Raw genomic sequence first — 13969 nt, forward strand, 5'->3', positions numbered from 1 at the left:
AACGGGAATAAGAGACAGAGGAATCAAAATTGAAGAATACCGTTGAAGCGGGAGGGAATCGTATGGTGGAAGTATGGAGTACGTTCACGATCATCATCGTCTACGGATTACTTATCATGAATATCTTGGCTGTCCTGACGGTTATTTTTCTCGAACGGCGCGATATTGGTGCGACGTGGGCATGGGTATTCATCTTGTATTTCGTTCCGCTCGTTGGGTTTCTCGTCTATCTGTTTTTCGGAAGACTATTGAAAAAAACGAATTTTTATCGTGTCACGGATGAAGAACAACTGGAACAGGATAGACGGATTGCCTTACAGAAAAAAGAACTTGTAACGATGGGACGGCACCCGATGATTCAAAAGCACCGGGATATGATTCGGATGAACTTAATGTCGAACGGTTCCCTGCTCAGTCTCTCGAATCAACTGCAGATTCTTTCGGATGGCGAGCAAAAATTCAATCGGATGATTCAAGATATCCGTCAGGCTGAGCATGAGGTGAATATCCAATATTACATCATTCAGAAAGATCGTCTCGGGTTAGCGTTGATCGATACATTGACCGATTGTGCCCGTCGTGGGATCAAAGTTCGTCTCTTGTATGATGCTGTCGGATCACGGAGTCTCAAACGGACGGACTTCAAGGAGTTACTCGCACACGGGGGAGAAGTGTTTGCCTTTTTCCCGTCGACGATTGGTTTCGTTAATTTTCGATTGAACAACCGCAATCACCGTAAATCCTGCATCATCGACGGTCGAATCGGCTATATTGGTGGGTTCAACGTTGGTACGGAATATCTCGGTATCGATGAAAAGTTCGGCTACTGGCGGGATACACATTTTCGCTTGGAAGGTGACGTCGTTCATGATCAACTCGACCGATTTATTCTCGACTGGAACCAAGCAAGCGACGTCTATACGGAAAAATCTTTATTTTACTATGGAACGCATAGAATTCAGGATATATTACCGATGCAAATCGTCACATCGGGTCCGGATTCTCGTTCAGAGTATTTGAAGCTTGCCTTGATCAAGATGATCAACGAAGCAAAACGGACGATTTATATCCAATCGCCTTATTTCATTCCAGACACGAGTTATTTAGATGCATGTAAGGCAGCCCTTCTGTCCGGAGTGGAAGTCCGTATCATGATTCCGAACAAGCCGGACCATCCATTCGTTTACTGGGCAACGACTGCGGCTGTAGGGGAGTTGTTATCGTACGGAGCTAAAGTCTACACGTATGAACCTGGATTTTTACATGCGAAGACAATCGTCGTTGATGGTGAGATTGCTTCAGTCGGGACGACGAATATCGATGCGCGAAGTTTTCGGTTGAACTTTGAAATGAATACGATCGTCTATGATCAGGCAGTAGCGATTGAACTAGAGCGTCTTTTCCTCGCTGATTGTGAGGTATCAAAGCTCATGACGGTCGAGTCGTATGCCGCGCGATCAAGAACGATTAAATTCAAGGAAAGTATTTCGCGTTTGTTGTCACCGATCTTGTAAACCGCGTTTACGACCAGTCAAAATGTGAAAAATGGTATAGTGGTATGGAAATAGAAAAAGAGGAGAGTGAAGACGATGGCAAATCCAATCAAACTACTCGTATCAGACATGGACGGAACCGTTCTTTCGGGCAAGCAACGAATTGAACCGGAGACGATTCAGGCAATTGAAGCGGCACGCGAACAAGGTGTCGAATTTGCAATCGCAACAGGACGTAACTACTTAAATGCAAAAGAATTAACAGATGCAGCAGGAATCCACTGTCCGATCATTGCTTCAAACGGGGCACGTGTGATGACCGTCGATGGAGAAGAGTTGAGTGCGACGACGTTGACGACGGAACAAGCACAGCAAATTTACGGCATCATCAGTCAATATGAAGTTTTCTTTGAGATGTTCTGTGATCAAGGGCTCGTAACAGCACAAGGAGCGACGATCGACGCAGCCTATGATTCGCTGAAAGAGTTGAGTGAAGAAAGTGATCGGGCGAAACAAGTGCTTGATTTCTTCCACGATCGTTATTATGTCCACGAAGACGTCAAGATGATTGATGGATTCCGATCATACATCCGTAACCAAGCGGGAAAAGTATTTAAATTCATCTCATTCTCGTTTGATCAAGAATTAATGAAAAAAATCTGGCAGGAAATCGAGCAGAAGGTCGACGGTGTCTATGTCACGTCGTCAGGACACGATAACATCGAAGTCATGGCAGTTGGTGCCGATAAAGGAACGGCGGTTAAAATCCTCGCAGACCACCTCGGTGTGCCAATCGAACAGGTCGCTGTCATCGGTGATAATCTAAACGATCTTCCAATGTTCAAAGTTGCCGGAAAGGCGATCGCGATGGGAAATGGTCATGATGAGGCGAAAGCGATTGCCCATCACGTGACGAAATCAAATGATGAGCACGGCGTCGGATATGCGATTCAGCAGTTGGCGTCCCGCGCTTGGTAAGGGGGACGTTTCATGTTTAAGGCATTCAAGGAATTCGCATTTCGAGGAAATGTGATCGACTTAGCGGTCGGAGTTATTCTTGGTGCTGCGTTTAGTGGGATCATCAAATCACTCGTCGACAGCGTCTTCATGCCACTGATCGGTATCATTATCGGGGGCATTGATGTCAAAGGATTGTCGGTCATGGTTGGAAATGCAGAGTTGCAGTACGGTCAATTTCTTCAAGCGAGCATCGAATTCTTGTTGATCGCTTTTGCACTGTTTATCTTCGTCAAAGGAATCACTTCATTCCGGAAGAAGGAAGAAGTCGTCGAAGAAGAAGCGGTACCAACGACAGAAGAAAAATTATTGACAGAAATCAGAGATGCCTTGATTCATCAAAATGAGTCATCGACGAAAAACTGACGTATATAATTGGGATTAACTTAAAAAAGAAGGACTCGTCTTTTCACGCCCTTTCCTCAGGCGAGACACAAGCCAATTTTCCTGCTTCATTCAAGCAGGAAAGCGGGTCTTGCTTGTCTCTGACAGCGCGATGCGCTTTTTCCTGTAGGAGTGTCGTGAAACGAGGCCTTCTTTTTTTACGTGATAAGGGTGGCAGATCATCATTCTGCCACCCTTATCTTTATGGAGACCGACTTATGAATCAGTCCATTTAAATCATAAAATTTCGAGTAATGCATTTTCAGAGCAGACTTGTAACGAAAGCTGTTTTTTCATTCCTTGATCAAATGAAATTTCTAGCACGTCGTCAACCAGGTGCAAGACGGTTCCGGGACCAAATGCTGTATGCGAGACACGCATGTTCTCAGTGATCGGTAGAGGAGGAACGCTAGCTCGCGCTGTAACAGCAGTTCGCTTGCGCTCTACTTTTCGTTTTGCAGCATCAGGCGTGACGAGGCGATGGACGTCTTCGACGAATGGCGAGACATCAAATGATTTCGATTTAAAACGATAGGACAGAAGATGTAGTTCGTGTCGCGCCCGTGTCATGCCGACGTAAAACAAACGTGCAGCTTCTTCCATATCATCGAGTTGTCCATTCTTGTATGCCTTGATCGTATCAGCCGATGGAAGGATACCAGCAACGAGATCAATCATGAAGACGCGATCGAATTCAAGTCCCTTTGCACTATGAAAGGTCGAAAGGGTGACCGCATTTTGATTTTTATTTTGTTTCGCATCACGCATCAATTGTTCGAGATGCGCGATCCGTTCACGAAAGGCAAGTAGTGTCGGTACATCACTTGCGATGTTATCGATCGTGTTTAACGTCTCAAGCAGGTGATCGAGACTAAAACCGAGGCTCTCACTCATTTTTCGCAAATTCTTTTCGTAGCCCAGTTCATGACGAATCAAAGAGAGGGCAGCAGAGGGTCGAACGGTTTGGATGGAAGCGAACGTGCGCTTCATTTGTTGAAGTTGTTTCTTTTGATAAAACTTCATCTCGATTTTGTTTATGAGTAGATCAAATACAGATTCACCCGTACCGAACTGTTGCAATTGAGAAAGTTGCGCTTTTGAGATATACCCGGCGAATTTCGTATGAATAGTTGCTAACACATCGATATCTGTCGGATCTTGTGCGAATGTCATGAAGTTTAAGATATCCTTCAAAATCCAATGACTGAAGAATTTATGATCGACATCCTTAATATAAAACGGAATATTTGCTTGATCCAAAGCATTCATGACGTTGATCGAAGAAGCATTGTTGCGATATAAGATGGCCACTTCGCGGTAATTCGTCTCTGTCCGTAGTTGATTCAACAGATAGCTGGTCTGATCCTCGTAAGTTGGTAACGTCTCTAAGATGATCGGACGAACAGCAGCGTTCTCCGTGAACATCTGTTTCGGATAGCGTGCTTTATTGCGCTGAATGAATTGGTTCGCGACGGATACGATGTCTTGAGACGAACGATAATTTTGTTCCATGTAAAGAATCGTCGCATTCGGATACGTATCTTTGAAGTGCAAAATTTTAGAAGCGTCCGCGCCACGCCAGCTGTATAGCGTCTGATCATCGTCTGCAACGACACAAAGTCGGTTATGCGGTAAGGCTAACTTTTCGACCAATTGATGTTGAACGAGTGACGTATCCTGGCTCTCATCCGTTAGGATATAATCAAAGCGACGCTGATAATGTTGCAACAGACGACGGTCTTGCTCCAAAATCGTATTCGCATACGTCAACATATCATCAAAGTCGAGTAACGGATGTAAGGGATCACGCGACTTGAATTGTTCATACGCCACATAAATATCAGGGAAATGTTTGATCGTCGTCGGTACTGCCTTGATTTCCTTTAAAGAAAGAAGACGGTTCTTGACAAAGGAAATCATTCGTAATAACTCATCCATCTGGTCGTCGGTAATGACACTCCGATTAATTTCCTGGAAAATACGCCGGAGTAACATGCGTTTATGTGGCGCATTCGGATGTTGTTGATCCATTGGTCCCTCAATGATCGTATAGGAAAGACGCTGCTGGGATGTATGATCCCGAACGACTTGAAAAGCAAAGCTATGAATCGTCGAGAATGCCGCTGTCGTTCCAATTAATTCGTGAAATAGATGATAAAAACGATCCGCCATCTCGCGAGCTGCTGCCTTACTGAAGGTCAGCCCTAAAATACGATGTGGTTCGATCTTTTTTTGTAAAATCAAATAGGCAATCTTAAAATTAAGCGTCGTTGTTTTTCCAGAGCCGGGTGAGGCGAGTAACAGCAACGGACCATGGTCATGTTCGATTGCCTGTTGTTGGACAGGATTCAGTTGAATACCGGTCAATCGCTCCATCTGTTCGAAAAAATCTTCATGCATGATACAGTTCACCTCGAGCGTATTTATTTCTCGTCCAATAATCGAACTTTCCCTAGTGTATCATTTTTAGTGTCAGGATTGGATTACGGAAAGAAGAACCGTGGAATAAAGAGACAAGAGCTTATTGGATGTTATGTAAGACGAGTACCCTAAAAGACTAGGCAAATGGACACAAAAACATTAAAATGGGAATAGATGTAAGAGAGTACTCTCTTGTCCTGTACAAAGAGGGAAGGCGGAATGAGAATGTCTGTAGTGAAATTACACATGTATACGAATGAACATTATGAACAATGTGATGCGTTCATTCTTCCAGAAGAACAAGTCCAGTTTACTTCTTTTCCGACGGATGTCGTCACAGATGCAGTTGCCCATCCAGATAAATTCCCGGTTGTCATCAAAAAAGACGAGCTCGTCGTCGGATTTTTTATTCTTCATCTTAACCCCCCTAAAACACATCGAACACATGAACAAAGTGTCCTGTTACGTGCCTTTTCCATTGATGCACGCCATCAGCACCAAGGATATGCGAAAGAGGCAATGATGCAGTTGCCAGAGTTCGTGCATCATCATTTTCCAGAAGTCACAGCAATCACACTAGCGGTCAACAAAAAGAATATTGCTGCAAAGTCACTGTACTTCAAGACGGGATACGTCGATACGTTACAGTCCGTCATGGGTCCGATTGGGGAGCAGCACATCCTTGCCTTTGATCTAGAAAAAGAATCACGATTGAAGCATTGAAGCAAAAAAGCATTTTCCTGAATAGAATCAGGAAAATGCTTTTTTGCTTAAGATAAATCGTAGAGCGATAGGTGCGCACCTGCTTCACCAGAGAAGACGATCCCTCGACTGGATGTTTTCGGGAAAATTCGTCCAGATGCAACGGCTTCTCCGTCATTCAGGAAAAGTTCAAACGAAGAACGATCCACGAACAAACGTAATGTATGCAAGTCCTTCGCAAGAATCGTCGATCGCGAAGTACCGAATGATTCGGCAGGTACTTCCGCACCTGAACGGCTTCGATCGATTGTAAATTGACGTGATACAGCATCGTAATGGAATACGGTTTCTTCAGTGGCGTCTTGACGAATCGAGAAGCGGAACGAGTCCGACGACAGTTTTAAGTCTGTCATCACGAGCTCGAAAATCTCGGCTTCCGCAATTGTCACGTCTTGTTCGAAAAGAATCGTTTCGTCAAACAGCGTCTCTTTTCGTAGCTGTGTCAGTTCATTGACAGGTCGTTGACGAAGTTGCCCCTGTTCAATCGTTAATTCACGTGGCAATGTCAAAGCATGTGCCCAGTTATAGATGTCAGAAGGATAACTGATATCCGGTAACCCCATCCAACCAACAAGAATCCGTCGACCATCTGCCGCCTCAGTTGTTTGTGGCGCGTAGAAGTCAAATCCGAAATCGAGTTCTTGGAACGATTCGTGTGTGAATGTTAAGTCGGGTAAAGCTAACGGTTCACCGATGAAATAACCGGACTGGAAAATATTTTGATAGTTCGGACCATCTGGTTCAATCCCTTGAGGACTAAAGAGGAGGATTCCTTTTCCATCCAGCTCGAAATAATCAGGACATTCCCACATATAACCGAATGTCGGGTAGTTCGTCTGTAACTCACCGAGGAATGTCCAGTGCTCTGCATCTTGCGACTGATAGATGACAGTACAGCCCGTCAAGTCACTGCGCTGTGCACCAATGATGCAGTACCAGATACCCGATGCATCTTGGAAGACTTTCGGATCACGGAAATGTTCCGTATATCCTTCAGGAACGTTTGGAATAGCAGGTGGTAAATGTTTTTCGATTCGTCCATCCGAGCGGAGATGACCGACGATTTGGCTCGTATGGCGATTCCAATCCGCATCCCGTTTATTACCGGTATACATGATGTGCACTTGATCATCTTTAATGAAGCCACTACCGGAATAAGCACCGTGCGAATCAGGATCGTCATTTGGGATCAAGGCGGCTCCTTCATCGAACCAATGTACAAGATCTTTTGATGTCATGTGATACCAGTACTTCAGCCCGTGTACGGGTCCGAGTGGAAACCATTGATAAAACAAATGATAGAGACCATCATGATAGACGAAGCCGTTCGGATCATTCAAAAGTCCGGTCGGAGGTTGAATATGGTAAGAAAATCGCCAAGGAGATGTTCGAACTTCTTCCTTCATCGCTTGGTAAACGCTCGGATCGACATCCGAGAGGGGACGGTATCGTGCTTCACGTGTCCATTGATTCATGTTGACAGCTCCTCGTTGAAAAATTATACGCTTCTCGTTCACCTTACGGAGGAGAACTGCGCTTGTCAATCCTCCGTCCTGAATGGTCAATGAACGGACATACATCCTCTGCCGTTTTGCTTCGAACGATAGAGCGCTAAATCAGCGCGATGCATGACTTGTTCAAGTGATTCTCCTGTCACCTGTTCGGCGACTCCGATACTCATCCCGATGTGGACGGTTTGTTCTTCTAAGTGATACGGCATCGAGACGTGAGCGATCCATTGTTCACCTAAGTATCGTGCTTCTGTTAAGGATTGAGTGGTCAAGACGATGATGAACTCATCGCCGCCCAGACGAGCCACGAATCCACCAGGTGGAAGCAACTGTTCGAGACGTTGACTGACCTCGATCAGCAGGAGATCACCTAGCGCGTGACCATACGTATCATTGACTGCTTTAAAGCCGTCTAAATCAAGGCAAAGATAGATAGAATGCGTTTCTGCAGGCAATTGTTCGATGTATTGAGCGAGACCGTTGCGGTTCGCGAGACCCGTCAGGCTGTCGCGTTGTGACAAGCGTTCAAACGTCAATTTCTCTTGTTCGGTATGTAGCAAGCGATGAATCAGTCGTTGTAAGGCATCCGTCAGTGTCTCGATTTCTCGGATTCCACGATGATTCGGGAGTGATTTTGAGGGATCATCCTGCATCTGTTGGGCGGCATGTGTGATTTTTAATAATGGTCGTGTCAATAATTTCGCTAACATCCATCCGAGTACGGCTGTAATGAGAGAGGCAATCAATCCGGCGATAAAAATCGTTTGACGTAAAGCGTCGGCATCAGCGAAGGCAATCGAAGTCGGTTGACGCACGAGAACCGTCCAACCTAATCCATCGTAATCCTTGTAACCTCGGCTTGTACTTTGACCAGAGACGAATTCTTTCCCTTGCCAAGAGGCGGTCGCAGAAGCATTCGAAGTCAGCGTTACGCTATCAGGTAATGTTTTACCGCTCCATCCGTTCGGTCCAAGCAAAATCGTCTTTCGATCTTGACTAATGATGAAGACATCGACTTGTTGGAGAGAGGACGTGGCGCTCTGAAAACTTTGTTCGATCGCTTTTGCCCATTCGAAGCTGAGATGTGTCGCAAGGACACCAGAAAATCGCCCCTTATCGTACAAAGGTGTACTAATATCGACGAATTGTAACGGTTCACCGCTTGGGTTTGGCAATAATTTTGCGAGTAGAACAGCTTCATGGACATCGCCGATGAATGGTTGTGACAAGGCTTGTTGGAAGACAGGGCGTTCCTTGATCGATGTTCCTTCAAGAATCTGATTCGTTGACGCAACGACTTTACCTTTCGCATCTAAGCGACCAATCCAAGAAAAGTCAGGAATCTGTCGTTGTAACTCTTCGAGTGTCTGCCGTGTTTCTGCTTTTTGTTCTGTTTGTTGAATCGTTGATAAGGAACCCAGCAATTTTACTTCGGCATAACGTGACCACATGTAATGATCAAGCTTATCAGACAGTTGGTGAGCGGTCGTTGACAGATTCATCCCGACTTCTGATTGGAGTCGGTTTGTTGCATGTTGACTAATGAAAAAAGTTAATCCGAGCGTCATGCTAAAAAATAGCAGGGAAATCAATCCCGCTAACAAAACATCAAAGCGAAGTGAGGGTCTGGACATTGTGTGATACTCCATTCATGCGTTTTCATTTGTTTTTACTTACATCATACACGTAGACGTCTACGTGTTGTTCGCGATTCGAGATACTCGTTCGCGCGTATCGGAATCCGTGTTTTTCCCAAAAACGACGGGCTCTTAAATTATCGGGTAAGACCGCGAGATGAATGTGAGGTTCCTGACTTAGGAACTGATCACAAAAAGCGGATAATAACCGACTGCTAGTTCCCGTACCGTGCTGAGAAGAATCCAGTAAGAATAGACCGATCCAAGGTGTACCGTCTTTTGGATGCTTCGGTAGGTAGTCAATCAGTAGGACGGGTTCTCCGTCTACATACCCAATCAGCGATACGGTATCGGGATTTAAAAACTCTTCCTGTAAGGTCGAATCAGAGAGCGGAAGCACTCGTTCTTCTAAGAGCGCATATTCAGGAACGCTCGCGTATAACGATTGGATGATCGGAAAGTGATCATGTGTTACTTGTTCAAAGAGAATCATCTAGCGACTCCATTCTTTATTTTTAGTATAAATTTCCGCTGTTACGCCTTTTTAATTGGAATCAGATTACATATTTGTAAGAAATGAAACTTATCCTTTAAAATCACGTACACTACTAGCATAGACAAAATATGAATGAGGAGGAAGAGCAGATGTTAAAGATTGAAAATATCTCAAAGCGTCTCGGAAAAGAGCAAATTTTAAAAGACGTCAGTTTTGAGGTATCCCCAGGAGAAGTGTTCGGCTTCCTCGGACCGAACGGAGCAGGGAAGACGACGACGATTCGCATCATCACGGGACTACTCGAGCAGGATGCAGGGAAAGTCACGGTCAATGGATTTGATGTCGTAGAAGAGCGTTCGAAAGCGTTGACGCAAATCGGAGCAATCGTTGAGAATCCAGCGTTTTATCCTTATCTGACAGGAAAACAAAACTTGGTTCATGCAAAAAATCTCATTCCGGGACTCGGTCAAGTGGATTATGATGCACTAGCACGACTCGTTGGTCTTGAAGGAAAGCTTTCAAAAAAAGTCGGAGAGTACTCACTCGGAATGAAGCAACGACTCGGAATTGCTCGTGCCTTGCTACATAACCCGCGCGTCTTGATTTTAGATGAACCAACGAATGGTCTGGATCCATCCGGAATTGCGGAGCTTCGTGAATATTTACGCCAAATGGCGCGTGAGCAAGATATCGCGATTTTAATTTCAAGCCATATGTTGAGTGAGATGGAACAAATCAGTGATCGTTACGCAATCATCGATCAGGGTGTCATCAAGTCGGTCGAGTCCGTTCGTAATGAAACCGGAGCGAAAATCGCTCTTCGTGTCAATGCGGAAGCGATGACAGATGTACTTGATGCCCTTCGCGTCGCAAACTACCCATCAGAAGTACTCGAGAATAAAATCATTATCACCGCACCGGAAAGTGAATGTCCAGCTATCGCTCGACTCGTCGTGCCGATTGCCGATTTACATGAACTGACCGTTAAACGTTTGACGCTTGAGGAACAATTCCTGCAAGTAACGAAAAAAGAGGGGGATTCACATGCTTTCGCTCATACAAAATGAATGGATGAAATGGTGGACGACTAAAAAAGCGAAGATCGTCTTAGTATTATATGTATTAATTGCTGTAGGTCTGATCATTATTGCGAAAACGAATGATATTTCATTTGATCGGAGCGGCTATTACTCGGATACGCTTTCGATCTTAACAGGACTGCTCGGGATCATTACGATTGTCTTCACGGCAGAAGTGATCGGGAATGAGATTCGCTACGATACGATGAAACATTTGTTGATGAGTCCGTATTCCCGAATGACGATTTATTTCTCGAAACTGATCTTTTCGATCTTGATCATGTTGTTCCAATTCGCGTTCATCGTCGTCGTCCTTTACGCCGGTTCTTTTGCGTTTTCAGAGGCAGGCGATCCACTCTTGTTCCGTGATACGATCGTTGAGCTTGTGAATCCGATCTTTACGATTTTCATGACACTATTCTTCTCTTTACTGTTCCGCTCAGTTGGAATGATCATCGGTTTTACCGTGTTGGCTCAATTCTTCACAGCGATTGTTGGTGGCATTTTACTTACTTTAAAACCGGAAATCGCTAAGTGGATCGTATTCATGCATCTCGACTGGTCGATGTACTTTAAAGGGACGGCAGGTTATGGGATGGGCGAAGTCATGGGAACAAGTTTGACGTTCTCCGTTTTATTCGTTCTTGCGCATATTATCGTCTTGTTCGGTGGTTCTATCTTGATTTTCCAAAAAAAATCATACACTTAAGAAAAAAATGTACACTTCCAGATAATCCATCTAGAAGTGTACATTTTTTAGCTTAACTGCTTGTCCGTTTAGGTGGACGTGCCGTAATCGGGAACAATCGCTGAAACCATTCGATCAGTGGACCGTTCAATAAGAGGAAAATAAAAGTTCCGACTCCGATGCCGATCAGTTCGCGTTCAATCAGTGAAAAGAGGCAAGCGATCAAAAAAGGAATGCCGAGGCTGATCGTTGCTCCAAGCGATGTACTTTTAAAGCGGCTGATCAGTGACTTCATCAAGTAATCCGGTGGCATCAATACGAATCCGATTTGGAGATAGAGAGCGAGTCCAAGTGAAATCAATGGCATGCCGATCAACATGTACACGGCACGCATCCAAAGTCCCTGTGGTGTATAAATCAATTGATGGATGGATAAGAAGAAATCAATCGCAGCGCCGAACAGGACAACGAGTGCGAAACTGAGGACGATCGTCCACCAACTAAATCGACTCCCAAGAGAGAGTGCCGCAATCAAAGCAAGCACATGTAAGACGATGATCGCTAGTCCGACAGTTAAAGGAGAGATGGCCGCGACGGCTTCACTCGCTGATGTCCAAGGTGCACTCCCGATCGAGGCGGTGACCATGAAGCTGTTTCCTAAGGCGTTAATTAAAATAGAGAATAAATAGATGACAATCCGTTTTTGCTGACTCATTGACGTGCACAGACGGTAGGACTGCGCGTTCACCTCCTGAAAAGAAATCGTTTCGTTAAGCTATACCCTAATCGTAGCGCTCTTTTCACTTATTTTCATGAAAAGAGCATTGCCTATTCCTTATGTTTCACGACATACTTAGGACACATTACGAATCAGGGGGAGAACATATGACATATTTCGGACAGAAGATCCTGCCTTCCGTTAGAAAATTAGAAGACTTTGAAAAGATGCTGAAGAGTCCATATGAATATGGGGTCTTACTCGAAATGCATGTCTCGCGTTTAAAAGCAGTATATGAGATGGCACATCGTTACGACAAAAAAATGTTTTTGCATATGGATCTTGTTCAAGGGTTAAAAAATGATGAATATGCCACAGAATACGTCTGCCAAGAATTGAAGCCGTATGGTGTCATTTCGACGAAAGCGAGCGTCATCTTGAAAGCACGTCAAAAAAAGGTCAAGACGATGCAACGCATGTTCTTACTCGATTCCAGTTCACTCGAAAAAAGTTATCAACTCATGGAACGGACGCAACCTGATTACATCGAAGTGTTACCAGGGTTGATGCCAAAGTACATTCAAGAAGTGAAAGAAAAGACAGGGCGTCTCGTATTCGCCGGTGGACTCATCGATACGGTCGAGGAAGTGGAACAAGCGATTGAAGCAGGTGCCTCTAGTATCACAACATCGAATAAGGACTTGTGGCGTCATTTTGAACCACGCTCTTAACTTGATTGTGATGAAAATCATTCGGATTATTTGACAGCGTTTTCACTGATTGTTATAGTGATATCAAGTTGATACAAAGTGACGGAGAAAAGGGAGATTCACGTGTGAGTCCTGCTTGAAGAACATTCAAGCATGAACTGACGTGGATCTCCTTTTTATGTTGCTTTTTTCACATAACCAAAAGGAGGAACATATATGTCACCCTTACTAGCGGAATTTTTAGGTACAGCCTTGCTTGTCGCGCTTGGGAATGGTGTTGGTGCAGGCGTTAGTTTGACGAAATCGTTTGCGAAGGATGCAGGCTGGATCGTCATCACGTTTGCGTGGGGTTTTGCCGTGGCGATTGCAGCGTATGCTGTCGGTCAATTCAGTGGAGCACACCTTAACCCAGCAGTAACGCTTGGTTTAGCCTTTGACGGTTCATTTGCATGGGCAGACGTACCAGGCTATATCGTCGCTCAAATTGCCGGCGGGATACTTGGTGCAAGTCTTGTTTTCGTCCATTACTTACCACACTGGGCGGAGACGAAAGACCCAGCAACGAAACTCGGCGTCTTTGCGACGTCACCAGCGATTCCACATACATTTGCCAATCTAATGAGTGAAATGATTGCGACATTCTTACTTGTCATCGGGTTGTTGTCGATCGGAGCGAATAAGTTCTCCGATGGTCTAAATCCATTGATCGTCGGTTTCTTGATCGTCAGCCTCGGTATGTCGTTCGGAGGCACGACAGGATATGCGATGAATCCGGCGCGGGACCTTGGTCCACGTATCGCTCACTTCATCCTACCGATCCATGGAAAAGGATCATCGAACTGGGGATACTCATGGATTCCGGTTCTCGGACCAGTTCTCGGTGGAAGTCTTGGCGGATTGTTTTATCGTTCGGTCTTCACAGGAAAAGATACACCGGCTTTTTGGATTGTAGGACTTGTGACAATCGTCATATTAGGCTTATGCTATAGATTCGGTGTTCGTCCGAACAAAACAACGTCAGTGGAGTCAAAGTCAGCTTAACTTATTTAGATA

13 protein-coding genes are annotated in these 13969 nt (G+C 44.8%); 8 read left to right on the forward strand and 5 right to left on the reverse strand.

The window, feature by feature from the left end; translation table 11 throughout:
• Positions 1–62: 62 nt before the first annotated feature.
• The 3 genes from cls (at position 63) to mscL (ending at position 2876) form a co-directional block, all read left to right on the forward strand.
• Positions 63–1514 (forward strand): cardiolipin synthase, encoded by a 1452-nt coding sequence (gene cls, locus K7G97_RS03930; protein ID WP_223041413.1) that lies wholly within the window; start codon positions 63–65, stop codon positions 1512–1514.
• Positions 1515–1589: 75 nt separating this feature from the next.
• Positions 1590–2471 (forward strand): Cof-type HAD-IIB family hydrolase, encoded by an 882-nt coding sequence (locus tag K7G97_RS03935; protein WP_087679759.1) that lies wholly within the window; start codon positions 1590–1592, stop codon positions 2469–2471.
• Positions 2472–2483: 12 nt separating this feature from the next.
• A complete protein-coding gene (gene mscL, locus K7G97_RS03940; RefSeq protein WP_023467359.1) occupies positions 2484–2876 on the forward strand; it encodes a large-conductance mechanosensitive channel protein MscL in 393 nt (130 codons plus the stop codon).
• Between the two features lie 255 nt (positions 2877–3131).
• Here mscL and K7G97_RS03945 read toward each other — a convergent pair whose 3' ends face one another.
• Positions 3132–5294: an ATP-dependent helicase gene (locus tag K7G97_RS03945; protein WP_223041414.1), complete on the reverse strand. Its 2163-nt coding sequence runs from the start codon at positions 5292–5294 to the stop codon at positions 3132–3134.
• Between the two features lie 267 nt (positions 5295–5561).
• Between K7G97_RS03945 and K7G97_RS03950 the strand changes: the two genes are divergently transcribed.
• Positions 5562–6038, forward strand: a complete 477-nt coding sequence (locus tag K7G97_RS03950; protein WP_230088800.1) for a GNAT family N-acetyltransferase — start codon at positions 5562–5564, stop codon at positions 6036–6038.
• Positions 6039–6085: 47 nt separating this feature from the next.
• Here the strand turns inward: K7G97_RS03950 and K7G97_RS03955 are convergent, their stop codons facing one another.
• The 3 genes from K7G97_RS03955 to K7G97_RS03965 all read right to left on the reverse strand — a co-directional run bounded on the left by K7G97_RS03955 (position 6086) and on the right by K7G97_RS03965 (position 9718).
• Positions 6086–7552 (reverse strand): glycoside hydrolase family 32 protein, encoded by a 1467-nt coding sequence (locus K7G97_RS03955; protein WP_223041415.1) that lies wholly within the window; start codon positions 7550–7552, stop codon positions 6086–6088.
• Between the two features lie 86 nt (positions 7553–7638).
• Positions 7639–9156 carry a sensor domain-containing diguanylate cyclase gene (locus K7G97_RS03960; protein WP_262415790.1) on the reverse strand — a complete coding sequence of 506 codons (1518 nt, stop codon included), beginning with the start codon at positions 9154–9156 and terminating at the stop codon, positions 7639–7641.
• Between the two features lie 91 nt (positions 9157–9247).
• On the reverse strand, positions 9248–9718 hold the full coding sequence (locus tag K7G97_RS03965; RefSeq protein WP_223041417.1) for a GNAT family N-acetyltransferase: 471 nt from the start codon (positions 9716–9718) through the stop codon (positions 9248–9250).
• 152 nt (positions 9719–9870) lie between these two features.
• On the opposite strand from K7G97_RS03965, the gene K7G97_RS03970 reads away from it, so the two are divergent.
• Both K7G97_RS03970 and K7G97_RS03975 read left to right on the forward strand, forming a co-directional pair.
• On the forward strand, positions 9871–10788 hold the full coding sequence (locus K7G97_RS03970; RefSeq protein ID WP_029340951.1) for an ABC transporter ATP-binding protein: 918 nt from the start codon (positions 9871–9873) through the stop codon (positions 10786–10788).
• Positions 10766–11509, forward strand: coding sequence for an ABC transporter permease (locus tag K7G97_RS03975; protein ID WP_215084767.1), 744 nt, complete (start codon positions 10766–10768; stop codon positions 11507–11509). Before K7G97_RS03970 ends, K7G97_RS03975 begins: the two co-directional genes overlap by 23 nt.
• Positions 11510–11561: 52 nt before the next feature.
• On the opposite strand, the gene K7G97_RS03980 is transcribed toward K7G97_RS03975, so the two are convergent.
• Positions 11562–12203, reverse strand: a complete 642-nt coding sequence (locus K7G97_RS03980; protein WP_064300371.1) for a YczE/YyaS/YitT family protein — start codon at positions 12201–12203, stop codon at positions 11562–11564.
• Between the two features lie 170 nt (positions 12204–12373).
• Between K7G97_RS03980 and K7G97_RS03985 the strand changes: the two genes are divergently transcribed.
• A complete protein-coding gene (locus tag K7G97_RS03985; RefSeq protein ID WP_023467370.1) occupies positions 12374–12937 on the forward strand; it encodes a glycerol-3-phosphate responsive antiterminator in 564 nt (187 codons plus the stop codon).
• A 195-nt stretch (positions 12938–13132) separates the two neighbouring features.
• On the forward strand, positions 13133–13957 hold the full coding sequence (locus tag K7G97_RS03990) for an MIP/aquaporin family protein (RefSeq protein WP_087679766.1): 825 nt from the start codon (positions 13133–13135) through the stop codon (positions 13955–13957).
• Positions 13958–13969: the final 12 nt, after the last annotated feature.

The organism is Exiguobacterium acetylicum (genome assembly GCF_019890935.1).
GTDB classification, from domain to species: Bacteria; Bacillota; Bacilli; order Exiguobacteriales; family Exiguobacteriaceae; genus Exiguobacterium_A; species Exiguobacterium_A abrahamii.